General features: G+C 70.9%; 17 protein-coding genes. 10 read left to right on the top strand and 7 right to left on the bottom strand.

All coding sequences use genetic code 11. The annotated features are described in order from the left end of the window. Genes AC3ANR_RS11455 through AC3ANR_RS11440 form a run of 4 tightly spaced genes read right to left on the bottom strand, consistent with a single transcriptional unit; the run spans position 1 to position 3,822 of the window. On the bottom strand, positions 1–2,499 hold the full coding sequence (locus AC3ANR_RS11455; RefSeq protein ID WP_488288240.1) for a hybrid sensor histidine kinase/response regulator: 2,499 nt from the start codon (positions 2,497–2,499) through the stop codon (positions 1–3). A gap of 11 nt (positions 2,500–2,510) precedes the next feature. After that, positions 2,511–2,933 (bottom strand): N-acyl amino acid synthase FeeM domain-containing protein, encoded by a 423-nt coding sequence (locus tag AC3ANR_RS11450; RefSeq protein ID WP_488288239.1) that lies wholly within the window; start codon positions 2,931–2,933, stop codon positions 2,511–2,513. Then, positions 2,900–3,160: a hypothetical protein gene (locus AC3ANR_RS11445; protein WP_488288238.1), complete on the bottom strand. Its 261-nt coding sequence runs from the start codon at positions 3,158–3,160 to the stop codon at positions 2,900–2,902. The genes AC3ANR_RS11450 and AC3ANR_RS11445 overlap by 34 nt, the downstream gene beginning before the upstream one ends. A gap of 5 nt (positions 3,161–3,165) precedes the next feature. Continuing rightward, on the bottom strand, positions 3,166–3,822 hold the full coding sequence (locus tag AC3ANR_RS11440) for an iron-containing redox enzyme family protein (protein ID WP_488288237.1): 657 nt from the start codon (positions 3,820–3,822) through the stop codon (positions 3,166–3,168). A gap of 141 nt (positions 3,823–3,963) precedes the next feature. Here AC3ANR_RS11440 and AC3ANR_RS11435 point away from each other — a divergent pair, with 141 nt between their 5' ends. From AC3ANR_RS11435 to AC3ANR_RS11415, 5 genes are read left to right on the top strand one after another with little or no spacing between them, the layout of a single operon-like run. Beyond that, on the top strand, positions 3,964–5,454 hold the full coding sequence (locus AC3ANR_RS11435; RefSeq protein WP_488288236.1) for a protein adenylyltransferase SelO: 1,491 nt from the start codon (positions 3,964–3,966) through the stop codon (positions 5,452–5,454). Continuing rightward, positions 5,451–5,858, top strand: a complete 408-nt coding sequence (gene msrB, locus AC3ANR_RS11430; protein WP_488288235.1) for a peptide-methionine (R)-S-oxide reductase MsrB — start codon at positions 5,451–5,453, stop codon at positions 5,856–5,858. Before AC3ANR_RS11435 ends, msrB begins: the two co-directional genes overlap by 4 nt. Next, complete coding sequence (locus AC3ANR_RS11425; RefSeq protein WP_488288234.1) at positions 5,855–6,397, top strand: septation protein A; 543 nt, start codon at positions 5,855–5,857, stop codon at positions 6,395–6,397. Before msrB ends, AC3ANR_RS11425 begins: the two co-directional genes overlap by 4 nt. Further along, complete coding sequence (locus AC3ANR_RS11420; protein ID WP_488288233.1) at positions 6,394–6,660, top strand: BolA family protein; 267 nt, start codon at positions 6,394–6,396, stop codon at positions 6,658–6,660. Before AC3ANR_RS11425 ends, AC3ANR_RS11420 begins: the two co-directional genes overlap by 4 nt. 37 nt (positions 6,661–6,697) lie before the next feature. Continuing rightward, positions 6,698–7,477, top strand: a complete 780-nt coding sequence (locus tag AC3ANR_RS11415; RefSeq protein ID WP_488288232.1) for a peptidylprolyl isomerase — start codon at positions 6,698–6,700, stop codon at positions 7,475–7,477. 205 nt (positions 7,478–7,682) lie between these two features. On the opposite strand, the gene AC3ANR_RS11410 is transcribed toward AC3ANR_RS11415, so the two are convergent. Then, positions 7,683–8,420, bottom strand: coding sequence for an acetyltransferase domain-containing protein (locus tag AC3ANR_RS11410; RefSeq protein ID WP_488288231.1), 738 nt, complete (start codon positions 8,418–8,420; stop codon positions 7,683–7,685). A 107-nt stretch (positions 8,421–8,527) separates the two neighbouring features. Between AC3ANR_RS11410 and AC3ANR_RS11405 the strand changes: the two genes are divergently transcribed. Both AC3ANR_RS11405 and AC3ANR_RS11400 read left to right on the top strand, forming a co-directional pair. Then, entirely contained in the window at positions 8,528–9,412 is an 885-nt protein-coding gene (locus AC3ANR_RS11405) for a metal-dependent hydrolase (protein WP_488288230.1), read from the top strand. Positions 9,413–9,526: 114 nt separating this feature from the next. Beyond that, positions 9,527–11,545, top strand: a complete 2,019-nt coding sequence (locus AC3ANR_RS11400; protein ID WP_488288229.1) for a peptidase U32 family protein — start codon at positions 9,527–9,529, stop codon at positions 11,543–11,545. A 50-nt stretch (positions 11,546–11,595) separates the two neighbouring features. Here AC3ANR_RS11400 and AC3ANR_RS11395 read toward each other — a convergent pair whose 3' ends face one another. Further along, positions 11,596–11,775: a hypothetical protein gene (locus tag AC3ANR_RS11395; protein ID WP_488288228.1), complete on the bottom strand. Its 180-nt coding sequence runs from the start codon at positions 11,773–11,775 to the stop codon at positions 11,596–11,598. A gap of 307 nt (positions 11,776–12,082) precedes the next feature. Here AC3ANR_RS11395 and AC3ANR_RS11390 point away from each other — a divergent pair, with 307 nt between their 5' ends. From AC3ANR_RS11390 to AC3ANR_RS11380, 3 genes are read left to right on the top strand one after another with little or no spacing between them, the layout of a single operon-like run. Continuing rightward, positions 12,083–12,628, top strand: coding sequence for an HPF/RaiA family ribosome-associated protein (locus AC3ANR_RS11390; RefSeq protein ID WP_488288227.1), 546 nt, complete (start codon positions 12,083–12,085; stop codon positions 12,626–12,628). A gap of 21 nt (positions 12,629–12,649) precedes the next feature. Next, the gene (locus AC3ANR_RS11385; protein WP_488288226.1) at positions 12,650–13,078 is read left to right on the top strand and encodes an archease; all 429 of its coding nucleotides are present in this window, start codon (positions 12,650–12,652) and stop codon (positions 13,076–13,078) included. A 1-nt stretch (position 13,079) separates the two neighbouring features. After that, entirely contained in the window at positions 13,080–14,510 is a 1,431-nt protein-coding gene (locus tag AC3ANR_RS11380; protein WP_488288225.1) for an RtcB family protein, read from the top strand. Between the two features lie 119 nt (positions 14,511–14,629). Here AC3ANR_RS11380 and purL read toward each other — a convergent pair whose 3' ends face one another. Continuing rightward, complete coding sequence (gene purL, locus AC3ANR_RS11375; RefSeq protein WP_488288224.1) at positions 14,630–18,601, bottom strand: phosphoribosylformylglycinamidine synthase; 3,972 nt, start codon at positions 18,599–18,601, stop codon at positions 14,630–14,632. Between the last annotated feature and the right edge of the window lie 62 nt (positions 18,602–18,663).

Genomic DNA, 18,663 nt, shown 5'->3' with positions numbered 1-18,663 from the left:
TCAGGCCCCGCCGCTGGGCACGGGATCCTGCCGCTCGCCGTAGTCGCGCAGCGCCTGGTCGGTGCGCGTCGCCAGCATCCGCAGGCCGGCCAGCCAGTCCCGGTCCTCGGGCCAGCGGCGCTGCTCGAGCACGGGCACGTAGATGCGGCGCACGCGCTGGTAGAGCGCCAGCGCGCCGGCCTCGCCGCTCATGCCCAGCAGCGAGTGCAGCGTGTCGCGGGCGCGGTCGAACTCCTGCGCCTGCACCGCGCCGGCCAGCACGTCCACCAGGCGGGCGATCTCGGGCAGGTAGTCGGCCAGCAGCTCGTTCAGCAGCCCGAGTCGGCGATAGCTTTCCAGCCGCGCCTCGTTCAGCAGCGGGCCTTCGGCCTCGGCGGTGGCGGCCGCGGGCACCACCTGCGGCCGCGGCACCGGGCGCGCGCCGCCCAGCAGGGCCAGCAGCGAGTCGTACAGCAGGCTGGCCTCGACCGGCTTGACCAGGAAGCCGTCCATGCCGGCCGCGCGCGCGGCGTCGATGGCGGCGGCGTCGGAGTGCGCCGTCAGCGCCACGATCGGGACCTTCGCCCACGCGCGGCCGCTGTTGCGCACCGAGCGGGCCGCCTCCAGGCCATCGAGGCCGGGCATGTTCAGGTCCATCAGCACGGCGTCGAAGGCGCCCCCGGCCTCCAGCCGTTCCAGCACGGCCACCCCGTGCTCGACCTCGATCACGGTGGCGCCGGCTTCGCGCAGGTAGGCGGCGACGGCCCGGCGGTTGTAGGCGCTGTCGTCGGCCAGCAGCACGCGCCGGCCCTCGAGCGGCCGGGAGGCGGCGGCCGAGGCCCGCCGCTGCATCACGCGCTGCAACGCCTGCGCCAGCGGCAGTTGCGCGCACGGCTTGCTGATGAAGGCGTCCATGCCGGCGCGCTGGGTCTTCACCCGCGCCACGTGCGGCGGCTCGCTGGTGTAGGCCACGATGCGCACGTAGCGGTTGGCGGGCGCCTGGCCCTGGCGGATGCGCTGGGCGACCTGGTAGCCGTCGAGCACCGGCATGTGCAGGTCCAGCAGCACCAGGTCGTAGGCATGGCGCGCCAGCAGCTCAAGCGCGCGCTGGCCGTCGGCCGCCTCGTCCACCTGCAGGCCCAGCGGCCGCAGCTTGTGCCGCGTGGTGACGCGCTGGGCGGCGTCGTCCTCCACCAGCAGCAGGCGCTTGCCCGCCAGCGCCGTGCGCGCCGCCTCGACCATCTGGCCCCGGTACTTCTCGCGCTCGGCCTCGCCGATGGGCGGAAAGCGCATGGTGAATTCGGTGTACTCGCCCAGCGCCGAGTCGCAATGGATGGAGCCGCCGAAGGCCTTCATCACGCGGTGGCAGAAGGCCAGGCCCAGGCCCGTGCCGCCGCTCTTGCCGACGGTGCGGAACGGCTCGAACAGGCCCTCCAGCACGTCGGGCGCGATGCCGGGCCCGTTGTCGCGCACCTTGACCTGGTGCTCGCCGACGGTGATGTCCAGCCGGGTGCCCGGATAGCGCGCCAGGTAGTACAGCGAGTTCTTGATCAGGTTGAACAGGACGTACAGGAACGCGGTCTCGTCGCCGCGGAACTGGAAGTCGTCGAGCACGTGCACGCGGATGCGGTCGCGCGCCTCGTCGCTGCCGTAGCTGTACTCGTCCACCGCCTTGTGCACGACCTCGGAGGCCGAGAGGTAGGAGAACGCGGCCGTGTCCAGCGGCTTGGCATGCACCTCGTCGAGGGTCATGGAGATCGCCTGCAGCCCGCGCTGGATGGCCTGCTCGCCCTGGGCGAGGTGGCGGTACAGCACGTCCAGCTCCGGCCCGCCGATGGAGGCGAGCTGCGACAGCGCGCCCGGCGCGGGCAGCACCTGCTGCACGCCCTCCAGGCTGTGCTTGATCTGCGTGAGCGGGGTGCGCATCTCGTGCGCGATGGACGCCGCCAGCCAGGCATAGGCGTTGCGCACCTTCTCGGCCGTCGCCCGCTCGAGCGCGAACTTGAACAGGCTGCCGCCCACCACCGAGCCGACCAGGATCGGCCAGCGCTCGACGTAGTCGGCCGGGAACGTCGGCGCGGGGTCGAACTGCACGTAGACCGCCACCGCGGCGGCGAACCCGGTGGCCAGCATGACGATCGTGTTGCGCCAGTCCGCGAGCAGGATCACGATGAACGTGGCCATGAGCGTGTTGCCCACGGCCACCGTGCCGCCACCGTTCTTCAGCGACGTCAGCACGAACGTGAACGGCAGCGTGACGATCAGCACGCCGTACGAGTAGGCGAAGTAGTACCGCTTCAGGCGCTGCGGCCAGCGCTCGCGCAGGAACAGGCCGGCGCAGATGACGGCGTCGACCACGCGCAGCAGCCAGTCGTCGTAGCCGGGATCCGGCTTGGTGAAGCGCAGGAAGTAGTAGGCCGGGTAGAACACCAGGCCCGCCAGGCTCAGGTACCGCAGCATGAGCGGCCCGTGCCGGTGGTAGTCGACGTAGTGGGCGAACAGGCGACGCAAGGCTTGCATGCCGGCCTCCGTCACTGGGCCGTCGGCGCCGCGCGCTGGCCGGACAGCCTGGCCAGCAGCGGGCCCGACTCGGCCCGGATCAGCGTGTAGCTCTTGGCCGTGCCGGCCAGCGGCACGTCGTGCGCGAACGCTTCCCAGCCCAGTCGGCGGTACAGGCGGCTGAGCGCGTGGGTGCAGGTGGCGAACAGCGAGCTGATCTGGGCGTGCCGGCAGCCGTAGCGCAGCGCCATCAGCAGGCAGTGCCGCAACGCGTTGACGTCGCTGCGGTATTCGGGGGCCAGGACCAGGCGGCCGACCTCCCAGTCGCCCCGGCGGATGGGCGGCGCCGCGTCCCCCAGCTGCTCGAAGAGGGTCTCGCTCAGCGTGAGCCCGTAGCCCATCGGGACGACACGGACGGTGCCTACGACCTCACCGTCCAGCTCGAAGCCGAACACCAGGCCGCACTCGTCTCTTTTTTTTCGAGCGTGTCGAACTGCTGCCGTCCGGCAGCCGTGTGCACGGACAGGTCGATCTCGTCGCGCAGGTGCAGCACGCTGGCCACCTGCTCGGGCGTGCGCAGGTGGCGCAGCACGACATGGTCGACGAGCGACGGGCGCTCGGCCGGGACGGCGCCGGGCATGAACGCGGCGGCGGCTTGGGAGTGCAGGTCCAGGTTCATCATGGCGGTCACCGGTGGCGGCGCGCGATCTGCTCGAGCAGTTCGTGGCTCAGGGACAGGGTGGTGATGGCGACGCGCTCGACCAGCCGCTGCTGCTCGGGCGTGCGGGCGTACTTTTCGATCGCTTCCTCGACCTGGCGGATGTGTTCCTGGTCGGCCTCGGCGTGGGCGCCGAAGAAGGTGACGTTCTTGCTGGTGAGCTGCAGGTCCTTGCAGATCTTGGCCAGCAGCTCGCCGATGTGGTCGTGCGCGCTCTCGGCCCAGAAGCTGTAGCCCAGCCGCGGCAGCGCGCCGTAGCGCAGCGCCACCGCGTACAGGTAGCCGGTCAGCGCCTCGGCGGCCGGCAGCGGCTCGCTGTCGGCGTCCTCGTCCTTCCACAGGCCGATCGTCTTGAGGTCGTGCACCACCATCTTCTCGTGGCCCAGTTCCTCGGCGGCGTGGCGGTACGCGAACTTGAGCAGGCCCTCGGGCGCGGGCACGAAGGCGCACGCGGCCTGGTTGACCGAGTTGTGCCGCGAGTAGTGGTACACCTGCAGCATCATGTCGCGCCACAGCGCGGGCTGCACCGGCCGGCCCATCACGAGCTTCCAGAACTCGCCATGCCGGGCCTGGTCCCACTGGGCCTCGACCTTGCGCCGCAGCGAGTGCACAAAACTGTCCGTCACTTCCTGATCCTCTCTGCAAACGGGGGTCCTGCGCGCAGGACGTGCCCGGGCCGGAATGCCCCTGGCAACCCATCAGCATTATCCGTGCGGGGATGTCCTTGCCACCCTGTCAATGTTGACAGTCACACGACAATGGAGCCCATGACGACCGAGACCGACGCCCGCCCCGGGATGCTGGACCTGGGGGCGCCGTGGCGGGACGGCTTCGCCCGGCTCGGCCCCGCGTTCTTCACAGAACTGCCCCCCACGCCCCTGCCCGCGCCCTACCTCGTGGGCCTGAACGAGCGGCTGGCGCGCGACCTCGCGCTCGATGCCGCCGTGCTCGCCGCCGACGAGGGCGTGCGCGCCCTCACGGGCTCGCTGCCGTTGGCCGGCAGCCGCCCGCTCGCCAGCGTCTACAGCGGCCACCAGTTCGGCGTCTGGGCGGGCCAGCTCGGCGACGGCCGCGCCCTGCTGCTCGGCGAGCTGGACACCCCGATCGGCCCGCAGGAGCTGCAGCTCAAGGGCAGCGGCCGCACGCCGTACTCGCGCATGGGCGACGGCCGCGCCGTGCTGCGCTCCAGCATCCGCGAGTTCCTGGGCTCCGAGGCCATGCACGGCCTGGGGATCCCGACCACCCGGGCGCTGAGCGTCACCGGCTCGGACGCGCCGGTGCGCCGCGAGGAGATCGAGACCGCGGCGGTCGTGCTGCGGGTCGCCCCCAGCTTCATCCGCTTCGGCCACTTCGAGCACTTCGCCTCGCGCGACCAGCTGGACGAGCTGCGCACGCTGGCCGATTTCGTCATCGACCGCTTCTATCCGGCCTGCCGCACCACCGCCGACTTCGCCGGCAATGCCTACGCGGCGCTGCTGCAGCAGGTGAGCGAGCGCACGGCGGCGCTGGTGGCCCGCTGGCAGGCGGTGGGCTTTTGCCACGGCGTGATGAACACCGACAACATGAGCATCCTGGGCCTGACCATCGACTACGGCCCGTTCCAGTTCCTCGATGCCTTCGACCCGGGCCACGTCTGCAACCACAGCGACGAGTCCGGCCGCTATGCCTACAACCGGCAGCCCAACGTCGCGTACTGGAACCTGTTCTGCCTGGGCCAGGCGCTGCTGCCGCTGATCGGCGACGAGGAGCGCACCCTCGCAGCGCTCGAGTCGTACAAGACCGTGTTCCCGCGCGAGCTGGAAGCGTGCATGCGGGCCAAGCTGGGCCTGCCCGACGCCCGGGACGGCGATCGCGACCTCGTCGAGCGCACGCTGCAGCTGCTGGCCGGGGAGCGCGTCGACTACACGATCTTCTGGCGCCGCCTGTCCGGCCACGTGGCGGGCGGGCCGGCCGAGCCGGTGCGCGAGCTGTTCCTCGACCGCGCGGCGTTCGACGACTGGTTGCTAGACTACCTGCGGCGGCTGGCGGGCGACCGCGCGGCCGCCGGTGCGGCGATGCTGCGCACGAACCCCAAGTTCGTGCTGCGCAACCACCTCGGCGAGCTGGCGATCCGGCGCGCCAGGGACAAGGATTTCGGCGGCGTGCGCGACCTCCTGGCGGTCCTGCACGCGCCGTTCGACGAGCATCCCGCCCACGAGGCCCTGGCCGGCTTCCCGCCCGACTGGGCCACCCACATCGAGATCAGCTGTTCCTCATGACCTATCCCATCCAGAAAACCGACGCCGAGTGGAAGGCGGTCCTTGCCGACAAGGGCGCCGAGCGCGGTGCCTTCGAAGTCACGCGACAGGCGGCCACCGAGCGGCCGTTCACCGGCAAGTACGAAGCCGTGTGGGCCGACGGCAGCTACCACTGCATCTGCTGCGGCAACAAGCTGTTCGACTCGGCCACCAAGTTCGACGCCGGCTGCGGCTGGCCCAGCTTCTCGGAGGCGGTGCCCGGCGCGATCCGGGAGATCCGCGACACCAGCCACGGCATGGTGCGCACCGAGACGGTGTGCGCCCAGTGCGGCGCCCACCTGGGCCACGTGTTCCCGGACGGCCCGACGGCCAGCGGCCTGCGCTACTGCATGAATTCGGCCTCGCTGGAGTTCAACCAGGCATGAAGCTGCTCCTCGACTTCCTGCCCATCGCGGTCTTCTTCGCCGCCTTCAAGCTGTTCGACATCTGGGTGGCCACCGGCGTGGCGATCGCCGCCACCGTGGCCCAGATCGCGTGGTTCCGCTGGTCCACCGGCAAGGTCGAGCCCATGCAGTGGCTCAGCCTGGGCGTGATCGTCCTGTTCGGCGGCGCCACGCTGCTGGCGCACAACGACACCTTCATCAAGTGGAAGCCGACGGTGCTGTACTGGCTCATGGGCGGCGCGCTGGCGGTCGGGCAGCTGCTGTTCCGGCGCAACCTGCTCAAGTCGCTGATGGGGGCGCAGATGGCCCTGCCCGAGCCGGCGTGGCGCGCGCTGTGCTGGAGCTGGACGGGCTTTTTCGCCGCCATGGGCGCCATCAACCTCTGGGTCGCCTACCACTACGACACCGACACCTGGGTCAACTTCAAGCTGTTCGGCGGCCTGGGCCTGATGGTGCTGTTCGTCATCGGCCAGGCGCTGTACCTGGCCCGGTTCATGAAGACCGAGGCGGACCAGCCGTGACCGGGCCGATCACCGCGCAGGCACTGCAGCGGCGGCTGCAGGACGTGCTGCAGCCCAGCAGGCTCGAAGTGATCGACGAGAGCCAGGCGCACGCCGGGCATGCCGGCGCCAACGGCACCGGGTTCGGCACGCACTTCCGGGTGCGGATCGACTCGCCGCTGTTCGCCGGCCGCCCGCGGGTGGCTCGACATCGCCTTGTGTATGATGCGCTGCGCGATTTTCTGGACGGCGGCGTGCACGCCCTGGCCATCGAAACGCCCTGATCGACCGCTTGTCTCGACCCCTCGAAAGGGACTCCCCATGAAAAAGCATCTCCTCGCGGCCGTGGCCGCCGCCTCCCTCTGCGCTGCGCTGCCCGCGCTGGCCCAGAACGTCGCCATCGTCAACGGCAAGCCCGTGCCGAAGGCGCGGGTCGAGGCGCTCGCCTCGCAGATCGCCAAGAGCGGCCGCCCGATCACGCCCGAGATGAACGAGCAGCTCAAGGACGAGGTCATCGCCCGCGAGGTGTTCATGCAGGAAGCGCAAAAGCGCGGCCTGGATGCCGGCGACGACTTCAAGACGCAGATGGAACTGGCCCGCCAGGCCATCCTGATCCGCTCGCTGTTCGCCGACTACGAGAAGAAGAACCCGGTCACCGACGCCGAGGTGAAGGCCGAGTACGACAAGTTCGCCGCCGCCAACAGCGGCAAGGAATACCGTGCCCGCCACATCCTGGTGGAGACCGAGCCCGAGGCCAAGAAGATCATCGCCGACCTGAAGAAGGGCGCGAAGTTCGAGGACCTGGCCAAGAAGCAGTCCAAGGACCCGGGATCGGGCGCCCAGGGCGGCGACCTCGACTGGGGCAACGCCAACAGCTACGTGCCCGAGTTCTCGCAGGCGCTGGTCAAGCTGGGCAAGGGCCAGACCACGCAGGAGCCGGTCAAGACCCAGTTCGGCTACCACGTGATCCGCGTCGACGACATCCGCGAGGCGCAACTGCCCAAGCTCGACGAAGTCAAGCCGCAGATCGCCCAGCAGCTGCAGCAGCAAAAGCTCGCCAAGTTCCAGCAAGAACTGCGCTCCTCCGCGAAGGTGGAGTGACGAGCAACGCGAGTCACTCCATCCCGGCGCAGGCCGGGATCCACGGTCGACGCCCAAGCCTGGAATCGACCAAGGAAGCGAGTCACTCCATCCCGGCGAATGCCGGGATCCACGATCGACGCCCAAGCCAGGAATCGATCAAAGAAAAAGCGGCCCCCGGCCGCTTTTTCTTTTGTCCGCCCCTCGGTGGCGCGCTGCCCGCACCTCAGTGCCGCAACGCCTGCACCGCCATCAGCAGCCCGAACAGCACCGGCTGGTGCAGCATGTACCAGGTCAGGCTCCAGCGGCCCAGCCATGCGAGCGGCGCGCCGCCCGGCAGCAGCGGCCCCGTCATCCACTCGCGGCGGCGCGCCAGCACCCACTGGCCGGCCGCCATCCCCCACCACATCACGCCCAGCCACGGGAACAGCGGCACGTAGTCCTCGGTGATCGGCTTGCGGCTCACCAGGCCCAGCCAGTGGAACGGCGGCCCGTTCAGCAACTCCAGCGCCGGCGTGGCGGCGTGCAGCGAGCGGAACAGCACCGGCAGCAGGATCGCCACCGCGCCGGCGGCCCAGAGCCAGCGGCCCCAGCCGCCGGTCAGGCGCACGAGCACGAGCATCACGGCGATGCCGTGCAGCACGCCGAAGAAGATGTAGCTGCGCGGGAACACGGCATAGGAGCCCGCGGTGACCAGCAGCGCGCAGGCGGCGATCTGCGCCCAGCGCTTCCAGAACCGCGGCCAGCCCTGTCCCTGGGCGTGCGCCACCGCCTGCGACAGGCCGGCACAGAACAGGAACAGGCTGACGATCGCCGTGCGCTGTCCGGTCCAGAACGGGTCCTGGTAGAAGTTCTCCCGCAGCCAGCCGAAATGGTTGAGGTCGAAGCAGAAGTGGAAGGCCGTCATCCACACGATGGCGGCGCCGCGCAGCGCGTCCAGGCGGTCGAAACGATGGGTCGGCATGGCGCCCGAGTGTGCCGCAGGGCGTCGGGCCGCGGGTTTTCCCGTTCTCCACCGCCGCGCGGCGGGCGCTCCAATGCCGGTGGCATGCCAACCCCAAGGAGCGTCCCATGCTGAAACCTGTCCTGTCCGCCGTCGTGGCCCTCGCCGCGGCACTCGCCGGCTGTGCGTCCGGCCCCGCGACCACCGCCGCGCCGGCGGCCGCCCCGCAGCCGATGGCGGCGGGCCAGCCGGCCGCGGCCGGCAAGACCGAGGTGCTGTGGCTCGGCCAGGCGACGACGCGCATCACCACGCCCGGCGGCAAGGTGATCGTCATCGACCCGTGGCTCACGTCCAACCCCAAGACGCCGCCGGCGTTCAAGCAGCTCGAGGCGCTGGGCAAGGTCGACCTGATCCTGGTCACGCACGCCCACTTCGACCACTTCGCCGACGCCCCCGCGCTGGCCAAGCTGCGCAACGTGCCGGTGTACGGGCCGGCGGGGTTGAACGACTCCATCGCCAAGCTGGGCATCCTGCCGGCGGAGCTGTCGCCGCGCTTCGGCAAGGGCGGCACCATCGCGCCGTGGGGCCCGACGGGCCCGAAGATCACCGCGGTGCACGCGGAGCATTCGTCCGAGCTGACGTGGAAGGACGCGAGCGGCAAGGACGCCATCCATGTGGGCGGCGAGCCGGTGGGCTTCATCGTCGAGATGGAGAACGGCTTCAAGGTCTGGCACATGGGCGACACGGCGGTGTTCGGCGACATGCGCCTGATCGGCGACATGTACCGCCCCGACGTGGTGCTGGTGCCGATCGGCGGCCACTTCGTGATGAATCCGCAGGACGCCGCGATGGCCGTGCGCGACCTGGTGCGGCCCAAGTTCGCCATCCCGATCCACTACGGCACGATCCCCCAGCTGCGCGGCACGCCGGCGGAGTTCCAGCAGGCGCTCGGCACCGCGCCGGGCACGCCGCGCATGCTGCTCGTGGAGCCGGGCCAGAAGCTGGACTTCTGAGCCGGGGCCGCGCCGCCCGCAGTGCCTCGGCAGTGGCGCGGCGGCCGGCCCGCCCCAACCCCGGCCGGTAAAATCGCGGCCCTTCCCCGCCCCTTATCCGTGGGGCCGCCTCCCATGTCCCTCCTGTCCCACCAGATCGAGCTGCTCGCGCCCGCTCGCGATGCCGACATCGGCATCGAGGCGATCAACCACGGCGCCGACGCCGTCTACATCGGCGGCCCGGGCTTCGGCGCCCGGGCGTCGGCCGGCAACGACCTGCGCGACATCGAGCGGCTGTGCCGCCATGCGCACCGGTTCGGCAGCCGCATCTTCATCACCCTGAACACCATCCTGCGCGACGACGAGCTCGAGCCGGCGCGGCGCATGGCCTGGGATGTCTGGAACGCCGGCGCCGACGTGCTGATCGTGCAGGACATGGGCCTGCTGGAGATCGACCTGCCGCCGATCCAGCTGCATGCGAGCACGCAGACCGACATCCGCACCGTGGAGAAGGCGCGCTTCCTGCAGGACGTGGGCTTCTCGCAGATGGTGCTGGCGCGCGAGCTGACGCTGGCGCAGATCCGCGACATCCACGCCGCGATCGACCCCGAGCGCTGCAAGCTGGAGTTTTTCGTCCACGGCGCCCTGTGCGTGGCCTACAGCGGCCAGTGCTTCATCAGCCACGCCCACACCGGCCGCAGCGCCAACCGGGGCGACTGCAGCCAGGCCTGCCGCCTGCCCTACCACGTGGTCGACGAGAAGGGACGCTTCGTCGCCCACGACAAGCACGTGCTCTCGATGAAGGACAACAACCAGAGCGACAACCTCGCCGCGCTGGTGGACGCCGGCGTGCGCAGCTTCAAGATCGAGGGCCGCTACAAGGACATGGGCTACGTGAAGAACATCACCGCCCATTACCGCCGGCTGTTCGACGAGCTGATCGAGGCCCGCGAAGCCGGCGACCAGCCGCTCGCCCGCGCCTCCAGCGGCCGCACGACCTTCACCTTCACGCCCGACCCGAACCAGAACTTCAACCGCGAGTTCACCGACTACTTCGTCAACGGCCGCCAGGACGACATCGGCGCCTTCGACTCGCCCAAGAACCCGGGCCAGGCGATCGGCTGGGTGACGAAGGTGGGCCCGGACTGGATCGAGCTGGAATGCGCCAGCGCGGCCGCCGTGCTGCACAACGGCGACGGCCTGTGCTACTACGACCTGCAGAAGGAACTGGTGGGAGTGGCCATCAACCGAGCCGAGCCGCTTCCTGCTTCCCCCTCCTCGGGGTGGGGGCGATGGCGGGTGTTCCCCAAGGACCCCATCGCCGGCATGCGCGACCTGCGCAAGGGCACCGAGATCAACCGCAACCGCGACATGAGCTGGGTGCGGATGCTGGAGAAGAAGTCGAGCGACCGGCGCATCGGCGTCTGGGCCGTGCTCGCCGAGACGGCCGAGGGCTTTTCGCTGTCGCTGACCGACGAGGACGGCCACGTCGGCGCGGCAGAAGCTCCGCACGCGAAGGAGCCGGCGCGCGACGCCGCCCGCAACGAGGCCAGCCTGCGCGAGCACGTCGGCCGCTTCGGCGCCACCCTCTTCGAGCCGCTGGACATCCGGCTGCAGCTCGCCCGGCCGTGGTTCGTGCCGGCGTCGCTGGTCAACCAGCTGCGGCGCGACGCCGTGGCGGCGCTGGAGGCCGCGCGCGAGGCGGCGTACGAGCGGCCGGCCCGCGCCATGCCGGTCGAGCCGCCGGTGCCGTACCCGGAGGACACCCTCACCTACCTGGCCAACGTGTTCAACCAGAAGGCGCACGACTTCTATGCCAGGCACGGCGTGCGGGTGATCGACGCCGCGTACGAGAGCCACGAGGAGGAAGGCGAGGTCAGCCTGATGATCACCAAGCACTGCGTGCGGTGGTCGATGAGCCTGTGCCCCAAGCAGGCCCGGGGCGTGGTCGGCGTCAAGGGCACCATCAAGGCCGAGCCGCTGCAGCTGGTCAACGGCAAGGAGAAGCTCACGCTGCGCTTCGACTGCAAGCCGTGCGAGATGCACGTGGTCGGCCGGATGAAGACGTCGGTGAAGAACCAGCGCCTGCGCGAGCTGGCGGAAGTGCCGATGACCTTCTACCGCACCCGCCCGGCCGCCGCCCGCCCGGCCTGATCCCGCCAGCAAGGGCGCGGGGCTGGCGCCGCCGGATCACCCGGCCGGTTTCAAGGCGGCGGAATCTCACCTGGTTCGATGCTGTCGACCTTGGGTTCGTCACGTTGCGGATGCTGCCTGACCTGCCGCTTCAGGCGGTCGTCCTCGGCAGGGCCATGCGTCGCGCCTTGCTGCACCTCGTCCACCACTTTCGGAGGCACCTGTGGGCTGCGCTGGGGGCTGTGTGTCATCGATTCACCTCGCTCGTTCGGACTTTCGACCCGGACCAATCTAGGCGCATCCCATCGCCGTTCATTGATCCCGCGCAAGTGCAAGGTCGTCCGGGTGGAAGTCCCGCCGCGCCGGGCTGGCCGAGAGCGATCGGACGCGCTTGCCGCGTGGATGGCGTGCAGCGTCTGCTGCCCTGCCGAGCAGCCAAATCCGCAACGCAGCGCGAGCGAGCGCTGCGTCGCCGATTGATTTGCATCATCCCGCGCGGCGGGCGGCCTCCTAGACTGATTTCGAACGGGCGGCACCCGGCGCCCAGGGGAGACCGCTTTGAAACAGCCCCTCGAAGTTCGCTTCATCGGCATGGACGCCTCGGAGGCCATCGAGGCAGCAGCCGTCTCGAAGGCGAGCAAGCTCGACCAGTTCCGGCCCGACATCATGGCGTGTCGCGCCACCGTGGAGCTGACGGACAAGCATCGGCACCAGGGCAAGAGGTACGCCGTTCGCCTGGACGTGACCGTGCCCGGACACGAGTTCGGTGTCGATCGCGTCCACCACGAGGACGTCTACGTGGCGCTGCGCGAGGCCTTCGACGACATGAAGCGGCAGTTGCAGGATTCGGTGCGGCGCGTGCAGGGCCAGGTCAAGCAGCACCCGGTGCCCCTGCACGGGGAGGTGGTGCGCTTCGCCGACGAGGGTCGCTGCGGGTTCATCCGCAGCGACGAAGGCGACGAATACTGGTTCGGGCCCGACAACGTGGCCGGCGTGCCATATGCCCACCTGGACATCGGGACACCGGTGCAGTTCATCCCGGAGGTGGCCGCCGAAGGCCGGCAGGCCAAACGCGTGAGCGTCGGGCAGCACGAGACGCCGTGACCGGCAGTGCGGGAGGCCAGGATGCCCGCCCCCGTGGCCCGCTGGGAACACTTCGACCATGGGGCCGACATCGGCGTGCGCGGGCTCGGGCCTACCAAGGCGCAGGCCTTCGAGCAGGCCGCCCTCGCGCTCACCGCGGTCGTCACACAGCCCGCGGACGTCGAGCCGCGCGAGACGGTGTCCATCCGCTGCGAGGCGCCGGACGACGAATTGCTGCTGGCTGCCTGGCTGAACGCCGTCGTCACCGAGATGGCCGTGCGCCGCATGCTGTTCGCGCGTTTCCGTGTGGCGCTGGAGGGCAGCCGCCTGGACGGCACGGCCGTCGGGGAACCGGTCTCGCGCGACCGGCACGCGCCCGCGGTCGAGGTCAAGGGCGCGACGTACACGGAACTGCGGGTCACGCCCACCCCTGACGGCGGCTGGCTCGCGCAGACGGTGGTGGACGTTTGACATGGACATGCAGCAACTGGTCCGTCGGGGCCCGTGCGAATGGGAGATCCCCATGCGCGGCGGCATGCGGGTGCCCGCCGTCATCTTCGGGTCCGACGCGCTCGTGCGCGAGATGGACGAGAAGGTGCGCGAGCAGGCGGTGAACGTGGCCACGCTTCCCGGGATCGTCCGTGCCTCCTACGTGATGCCGGATGGCCACTGGGGCTACGGCTTCCCGATCGGCGGCGTCGCGGCGTTCGACGCGGAGCAAGGCGGCGTCATCTCCGCCGGCGGTGTCGGCTTCGACGTGTCGTGCGGCGTGCGCTGCCTGCACACCGGATTGCGGCGGCAGGACATCGAGCCGCGGCAGCGCGCGCTCGCCGATGCGCTGTTCGCGGACATCCCCGCCGGCGTCGGCAGCCGCGGCGCCATCCGGTTGAATGCGAGCGAGATGCACGACATGCTCACGGGCGGGGCGACGTGGGCCGTGGCCAGGGGCTGGGGCAGCGAGGCCGACCTGGCCCGCACCGAGGAACGCGGGCAGATGCTCCACGCCAAGCCGGGCTGCGTGTCGGAGCAGGCGCAACGGCGCCAGCGCGACGAGATGGGCACGCTGGGCAGCGGCAACCACTACCTGGAGGTGCAGGAGGTCCAGGAAGTCTTCGAGCCGATCGCCGCCGAGGCCTATGGCCTGCGCCTTGGCGACATCGTCGTGATGATCCACTGCGGCTCGCGCGGCCTGGGCCACCAGATCGGCACCGACTACCTGCGCCTGATGGTGGAGGCAGCGCCCTCGTACGGCCTGGTGCTGCCGGACCGCGAACTGGCCTGCGCGCCGCTGCGTTCCGACCTGGGCCAGCAATACCTGGGCGCCATGCGCGCCGCGGTCAACTGCGCGCTGGCCAACCGGCAGATCCTCACCCACCTGGTGCGCGAGGTCTTCGCGCGCCTGCTGCCGCAGGCACGCATGCCGCTCCTGTACGACGTGTCGCACAACACCTGCAAGCAGGAGCCGCACCGGATGGAAGGCCGCACGAGGGAGCTCTTCGTCCATCGCAAGGGCGCCACCCGCGCCTGGGGACCGGGGCACCCGGACCTCCCCGAAGAACTGCGTCCGGTCGGCCAGCCGGTGCTGGTCGGCGGCTCGATGGGAACGGGTTCCTACGTCCTTGCGGGCATGCAGGCGAAGGAGGACGTGGCTTTCGCCTCGGCGTGCCACGGCGCGGGACGCGCCATGAGCCGTCACCAGGCCCTGAAGCTGTGGCACGGCCGAGAGGTCGTGGACGAGCTCGCCGCGCGCGGCATCCTGGTGCGCAGTCCCTCGTCGCGCGGCGTGGCGGAAGAGGCACCGGGCGCCTACAAGGACGTGGCGGCGGTGGTGGACGCCGCGCAGCAGGCCGGACTGGCGCGCAAGGTGGTGCGCCTGCGGCCCATGGTCTGCGTCAAGGGCTGAGGAACGGACGCACACCCGGCCGCGGCCGCGCGAAACAGCCGGCGGCTTGAGTCTTCGGCGGCTGCGGCCAATGCACCCCGGGGCGGCGGACCGCCGCCGCCGGGCTCACCCGGCCGGGCTCAGCCCACCCACTTGCGCGCGTTGCGCCACATCCGCAGCCAGGGGCTGGACGCGCTGACGTCGCCGCCGCTCCAGCTCATCTGGATGTTGCGGAACACGCGCTCGGCGTGCGGCATCATGGCCGTGAAGCGGCCGTCGGCCGTGGTCACGGCGGTCAGGCCGCCGGGGCTGCCGTTCGGGTTGAACGGGTACGCCTCGGTCGGCTGGCCATGGCGGTCGATGAAGCGCATCGCGGCGATCGCCTCGCGCTCGTTGCCGCGATGGGCGAAGTTGGCGTAGCCCTCGCCGTGCGCCACCACGATCGGCAGCCGGCTGCCGGCCATGCCGGCGAAGAACAGGCTGGGCGACTCCAGCACCTCCACCTGCGACAGCCGCGCCTCGTAGCGCTCGCTGCGGTTGGTGGTGAAGCGCGGCCAGGCGGCGGCGCCCGGGACGATGTCGGCCAGCTCGGCCAGCATCTGGCAGCCGTTGCACACGCCCAGCGCGAAGGTGTCGCGACGGGCGAAGAACGCCTGGAACTGCTCGGACACGCGCGGGTTGAAGGTGATGCTGCGCGCCCAGCCGATGCCCGCACCCAGCGTGTCGCCGTAGCTGAAGCCGCCGCAGGCGACGAAGCCGCGGAAGTCCTCCAGCCGCGCGCGGCCGGCCAGCAGGTCGGTCATGTGCACGTCCACCGCCTCGAAGCCGGCGGTGTCGAAGCAGTACGCCATCTCCACCTGCGAGTTGACGCCCTGCTCGCGCAGGATGGCGACCCTGGGCCGCGACAGGTTCAGGAACGGTGCGGCCACGTCCTCGGCCGGATCGAACGCCGGCGCGAACTGCAGGCCGGGGTCGGCCGGGTCGCCGGCGGCAGCGTGCTCCTGGTCGGCGCAGTCGGGGTTGTCGCGCTGCTGGCAGATCTTCCAGCTGACGCTGTCCCAGACCTGGTGCAGGTCGGCCAGCCGGGCGCCGAACACCACCTTGGTGTCGCGCCACACCTGGACCTCGCCCTTGCCCACCTCGATGGTCGACGCGGCTGGGCGCGTCTTGCCCACGAAGTGGCTGTGCCTGGACAGCCCGTGCTCGCGCAGCACCTGCATGACCTCGTTGCGCTCGGCGGTGCGCACCTGCAGCAGCACGCCGAGTTCCTCGTTGAACAGGGCCTTGAGCGTCAGCTCCTCGCGGCGCGCGCCGACCTGCGAGGCCCAGTTCTTGGCGTCCCCGTACTCGGCGCGGCTGTCGCTGATGCCGTCGCCCTCGGTGACCAGCAGGTCCACGTTCAGGCTCACGCCGACGTGGCCGGCGAAGGCCATCTCGCAGGCCGCCGCCATCAGGCCGCCGTCGCTGCGGTCGTGGTAGGCCAGGATGCGGCCCTGCCTGCGCAGCGCATTGACGGCGTCCACCAGGCGCACCAGGTCCTGGGGATCGTCCAGGTCCGGCACCTCGCCGCCGGGCTGGCCGAGCACCTGCGCCAGGATGCTGCCGCCCATGCGGTGGCGCCCCTTGCCCAGGTCCACCAGCACCAGCGTGGTGTCCTCGGCCGCGTCCAGCTGCGGGGTGAGCGTGGCGCGCACGTCGGCCAGCGTGGCGAACGCACTGACGATCAGGCTCACCGGGGCCGTGACCTGCTTGCGGGCGTCGCCCTCCTGCCACTGCGTGCGCATCGACAGGCTGTCCTTGCCGACCGGGATGGAGATGCCCAGCGCCGGGCACAGTTCCATGCCGACGGCACGCACGGTCTCGTACAGCGCGGCGTCCTCGCCGGGCTCGCCGCAGGCGGCCATCCAGTTGGCCGACAGCTTCACGCGCGGCAGCTCGATCGGCGCGGCCAGCAGGTTGGTGATGGCCTCGGCGACCGCCATCCGGCCGGAGGCCGCGGCATTGGTCGCGGCGAGCGGCGTGCGCTCGCCCATGCTCATGGCCTCGCCAGCGAAGCCGCGGTAGTCGGCCAGCGTCACGGCGCAGTCGGCCACCGGCACCTGCCAGGGCCCCACCATCTGGTCGCGGTGCGACAGGCCGCCCACCGTGCGGTCACCGATCGTCACCAGGAAGCGCTTGGACGCCACGGTCGGATGCGCCAGCACCTGGATCACCGCCTGCTGCAGCTCCACGCCGGTCAGCTCGATGGGCGGCACCTCGCGCACAACGGTCTTCACGTCGCGGTGCATCTTGGGCGGCTTGCCCAGCAGCACGTCCATGGGCATCTCCACCGGCGTGGGCTGGCCCTCGTCGGCGACCACCAGGTCGCGCGCCTCGGTCGCCACGCCCACCACCGCGAACGGGCAGCGCTCGCGCTCGCAGAAGGCGCGGAACTGCGCGAGCGACTCGGGCGCGATCGCCAGGACGTAGCGCTCCTGGCTCTCGTTGCACCAGATCTCCTTGGGCGCCAGGCCCGATTCCTCCAGCGGCACCTGGCGCAGGTCGAAGCGCGCGCCGCGGCCGGCGTCGTTGGTCAGTTCCGGAAAGGCGTTGGACAGGCCGCCCGCGCCGACGTCGTGGATGGCGAGCACGGGGTTGGCCTCGCCCAGCGACCAGCAGTGGTTGATGACCTCCTGCGCGCGCCGCTCGATCTCGGGGTTGCCGCGCTGCACCGAGTCGAAGTCCAGGTCGGCGGCGTTCGCGCCGGTGGCCATGGAGCTGGCCGCGCCGCCGCCCATGCCGATGCGCATGCCGGGGCCGCCCAGCTGCACCAGCAGCGTGCCGGCCGGGAACTCGATCTTGTGCGTCAGGCGCGCATCGATGCTGCCCAGGCCGCCGGCGATCATGATCGGCTTGTGGTAGCCGCGCACCACGCCGGCGACGGTCTGCTCGTACTCGCGGAAGTAGCCCAGCAGGTTGGGCCGGCCGAACTCGTTGTTGAACGCGGCGCCGCCCAGCGGGCCCTCGGTCATGATCTGCAGCGGGCTGGCGATCTGCGCCGGCCGCCCGTTCGGGCTGTCCCACAGGCGCGAGACCGAAAAGCCCGTCAGCCCGGCCTTGGGGCGCGAGCCGCGGCCGGTGGCGCCCTCGTCGCGGATCTCGCCGCCGGCGCCCGTCGAGGCACCGGGAAACGGCGAGATCGCCGTCGGGTGGTTGTGCGTCTCCACCTTCATCAGCACGTGGTGCAGCGCGTCGCGCCGCTCGTACGCCGCCGGGCCGTCGCCACGGCCGGGCAGGAAGGCCTCGACGCACGAGCCTTCCATCACCGCCGCGTTGTCCGAATAGGCGACCACCGTGTGCTGCGGATTGGACTGGTGCGTGTGGCGGATCATGCCGAACAGGCTCTTGTCCTGCGGCACGCCGTCGATGGTGAAGCTGGCGTTGAAGATCTTGTGCCGGCAGTGCTCGCTGTTGGCCTGCGCGAACATCATCAGCTCGACGTCCGTCGGGTTGCGGCCCAGGCCGCGGAACGCCTGCTCCAGGTAGTCGATCTCGTCGTCGGCCAGGGCCAGGCCGAACTGCACGTTGGCGCGCTCGAGCGCCGCGCGACCGCCGCCCAGCACGTCCACGTGTTCCATCGGGGCCGGCGCCAGTTCGTCGAACAGGTGGCGGGCGCCGCCGCGGTCGGGCAGCACGCTCTCGGTCATGCGGTCGTGCAGCAGGGCCGCGATGGCCTCGCGCTGCGCCGGCGCCAGCGCGGCCCTGGACAGCAGGCCGCCCTTGAGGTGCACGCGGTATTCGACGGCGCGCTCCAGGCGGCGCACGCCCAGGCCGCAGTTGTGCGCGATGTCGGTGGCCTTGGACGCCCACGGCGACACGGTGCCCAGGCGCGGGGTGACGACGAACAGCTCGCCCTCGGCGGCGCCGTCGAAAGGCTCGCCGTAGGTCAGCAGCCCGGCCAGCCGCTTGAGCTCGGCCGCGGAAGGCGCCTGCTCCCAGGCCGCCAGGTGGACGAACCGGGCCGACAGGCCCTCGACCCGCTCGTGCACCTCGCGCAGCCGCGGAAGCAGTTGCCGGATGCGGAACTCGCTGAGGGCGCGCCCGCCCTCGTACTCGGTGATGTGCAGGGTCACTGTGAAGCCTGTGAGGGAGCAGGATGCGCGCGCCGCTGACTGGGGCGCGCGCGCAGACCCCG

It is taken from the genome of Ramlibacter sp. JJN2-2R (assembly GCF_057747835.1).
Note: the sequence above shows the minus strand (reverse complement) of the source record. Positions and strands in the feature narration are given on the sequence as shown.